Annotated in this window: 1 protein-coding gene; it reads left to right on the top strand. The window is 38.9% G+C overall.

The genetic code is table 11. The features are described 5' to 3' along the window. Window positions 1–548, top strand: a 548-nt coding sequence (locus tag OQ267_RS22360; RefSeq protein WP_265838194.1) for an OmpA family protein, incomplete at both ends; no start/stop codon positions are given.

Here is a 548-nt window from a genome sequence, read left to right as displayed (position 1 = left end):
GTTGCGGATCTTCGCAAACAAAGTGCTGAAGAAAGTGCTGAGTTAAGAAGAGCATTATCTACTGCTGAGCAAAATGCACAACGTGACAGAGATCAATATGCTAAAGATATGGCTGATGATGATAATGATGGTGTAGCAAACAAATTTGACAAATGCCCTGGAACAGGTTCAGGAACTGTAGTTGATGGTTCAGGTTGTCCAATCAAAGTACAACGCGAAATCATCAGAGAAACTAAGGTAATCACTGAGGAAGACCGTAAGGTAGTTAAAGATGCGATTTCAAACTTAGAATTTGATTTAGGTAAATCAACTATCCGTTCTAAATCATACGCAAGCTTAAACAGGGTTGCTGGATTATTGGTAGACAAAAACTTTAGCTTAAAATTAGCTGGTCACACCGATAACACTGGTGGCAGAGAGTTAAACTTACGTTTATCTAAAGAAAGAGCAGAATCTGTAAAAGCTTATTTGGTATCTCAGGGTGCTAATGCTTCCAGAATCGAAGCTACTGGTTACGGACCTGATCAACCGATTTCATCTAACAAAAC

The sequence above is a fragment of the Pedobacter sp. MR22-3 genome, assembly GCF_026240075.1.
Classification (GTDB): Bacteria; Bacteroidota; Bacteroidia; order Sphingobacteriales; family Sphingobacteriaceae; genus Pedobacter.
Note: the sequence above shows the minus strand (reverse complement) of the source record. Positions and strands in the feature narration are given on the sequence as shown.